Raw genomic sequence first — 2,240 nt, forward strand, 5'->3', positions numbered from 1 at the left:
GCGCCCGCCTCCACGCCCCCACCCTCCCCGACATCCCCCTCAAGGCCCGCGGCCGAGTGCGCTGACCTGCGAGGATGATGTCAAAGTGGTGAGTCCGGCCATCGTTCTCGACGGGTCCGGGCGGACATTCGCTGGCCCCGACGGAGAGCGGCCACTCCTCGGCTCGGAATCCCCTCGGGATGCGATGCGGGTAGCCTCTCAATTCTCAAGCTTGGGCGTATATCGCAAGGTCTGCTCGTATTGATGCTGACCTCTTGCTGACTTTCTGACTGATCGTCAGTTGATGGCGGGCCGGACATCTACCGGCCCGGCGCTGGTCACGGTTCGTCATCGATGACGGCTGCTTGTCGGGGACGTTCGGCAGGCGTTCGGTGCGCGCCCTTGCGGGCTCGCCCTCGCGGACGTCAGCGCGATGCGGGACTCCGCCGGCCAGCCGCCCCGAACCGGGCAGGTCGCGCAGCCGCATGTCGTCGCGCAGCGGGGCGGCGGCCCCCTTCGGGCCGACGCCCCGCACGCCGGGGTTGTTGTTGGACTTGTCGCTGGTCGGCGTGCGGAAAGCTGGCCACTGATCGGGGGTGACGCCGAACCGAGTGACGACCTCGTCGGTGGCGATGATCCTCTGGGACGACTTCTGGGAGCGGCTGAGGATGCGCACGCGTCCGTCGAGGGGGCCGAGCGTGGTGGCCGCCACAAGGACCCCGACCGCGAGCCGAGGCCGAGGCGGCGGGCGACCTACACCCGCCCGCACGGAGTCCGGCACCTGTTCGCCGCCTACGACCTCGCCAAGGACCAGCTCTACGGGCACGTCAAGAAGACCAAGAACCGCTCCAAGTTCCTGGAGTTCTGTCGCTACCTGTGCTTGCTGCGCCCAGCGCACGTGCGCACCGCGATCGTCTGCGACAACTACTCGCCGCACCTGACGACGAAGCGGTGCCGGCGGGTCGGGACATGGGCGGCGGCGAACAACGTCGAGATCGCCTACACCCCGACCAACAGCTCCTGGCTCAACCGGATCGAGGCCCAGTTCACCGCCCTGCGCTACTTCGCCCTCGACGGCACCGACCACGCCAGCCACAAAGAGCAGGGCAGCATGATCCGCCGCTACATCATCTGGCGAAACAAGCACGTCGCCGACGAGCGCCTACGCGAAGTCGTCACCAAGGCGAACGTTGCTTGATGCGGCACTAGCAGCCGCTTGTAGGCGATGTAGTGAGCGGTACCACCTCCAGCTCGCGGTACAGCTCCCGCAGGCACTCTGGCACCGCTACCTGCTCGTTCGTCGGCGCCCCCGCCGCCTCCGGAGTGTGGTCAACCTCGACGACCAGCTCGGTTGGCACCGGCGGTGCCGATCCGGCGAACCCGGAACCGCCTCGACCAACTGAAGTGTCAGCAAGTCGGGGCTGAAGAGCCGGTACCGCACGAGGTCGACCCGGCGATCCCGCTGGTGGAGGGATGCGGCAGCCCGGTCGTGCCGGACTGGGGAAGAGACAGTGTTCCATGCGTGCGCTATTCCCCAGTGAGCCTCCGGGGTGGCGAGCATTCCGGTGCGATCTTTGGTTGGTGACCAGGCAGGGCGGCGTCGTTCAGGGGACCTCTGATGTTGGTCTGGTCGAGTGGGGCGAGCATCGGCCGGAAGACGGTGATCTCTCTACTCGTCCTGCGCGAGCTGCAAGGGCTCGTCTTCGGCTGGCGGAAGGACGTGGAGGATCTCGCCGGAAGACGTCATGAGGTAGCGAATCTCGGTGTCGCCATCGATTTTGGGTGGGGAGACTTGGGCGCGGAACCGCTCTTGTCGCGTCGCCACTGACTTATCGGAGTCGCGCCAACGGCGGCCCTTGAGTTCAACCTGGGTGAGGCGTTCGGTCAGTTCGGTCGCCACCGCCTCGGCGTCCTCCAACTGATGAACCTGCGACTCCACGAACCTCCGCAGTGCGGCGTAAGGATTGGTGGGATCCGCGAGCGCTAGCGACGCCGCGTAGGTAACCAGTGCCTTGCGTCGCATCGCTATCGCGGCTCGCGCCAAGTGAAGCTCCCGGATGAACTGGTCGACCTCCTTCTCCTTCCCGCCAAGGGTCTCCTCCAGGCGCCGGTAGTCGACCTTGCCGTCGTCGTCCACCAGCTCGTCGATGACGCTGCGGTGCTTCTCCAGAAACTGCTGAGAGCGATAGAACTCGTCGTCCGCACTCGGGTCTTCCCCCCGATGTGAGGACACGTCTTATGCGGCTTGCGTGAGTGTAGTT

The 2,240-nt window shown here is 66.3% G+C and carries 1 protein-coding gene and 1 pseudogene; one reads left to right on the plus strand and one right to left on the minus strand.

Going from position 1 to position 2,240, the window contains the following annotated elements:
- Window positions 1–667 precede the first annotated feature (667 nt).
- A pseudogene (locus ACFP3U_RS36810) lies at window positions 668–1,177 on the plus strand (transposase); the annotation flags it as partial.
- A gap of 471 nt (window positions 1,178–1,648) precedes the next feature.
- Here ACFP3U_RS36810 and ACFP3U_RS36815 read toward each other — a convergent pair.
- Window positions 1,649–2,212 carry a hypothetical protein gene (locus tag ACFP3U_RS36815; RefSeq protein ID WP_380230138.1) on the minus strand — a complete coding sequence of 188 codons (564 nt, stop codon included), beginning with the start codon at window positions 2,210–2,212 and terminating at the stop codon, window positions 1,649–1,651.
- Window positions 2,213–2,240: the final 28 nt, after the last annotated feature.

The organism is Kitasatospora misakiensis, from assembly GCF_042656005.1.
Classification (GTDB): Bacteria; Actinomycetota; Actinomycetes; order Streptomycetales; family Streptomycetaceae; genus Kitasatospora; species Kitasatospora misakiensis.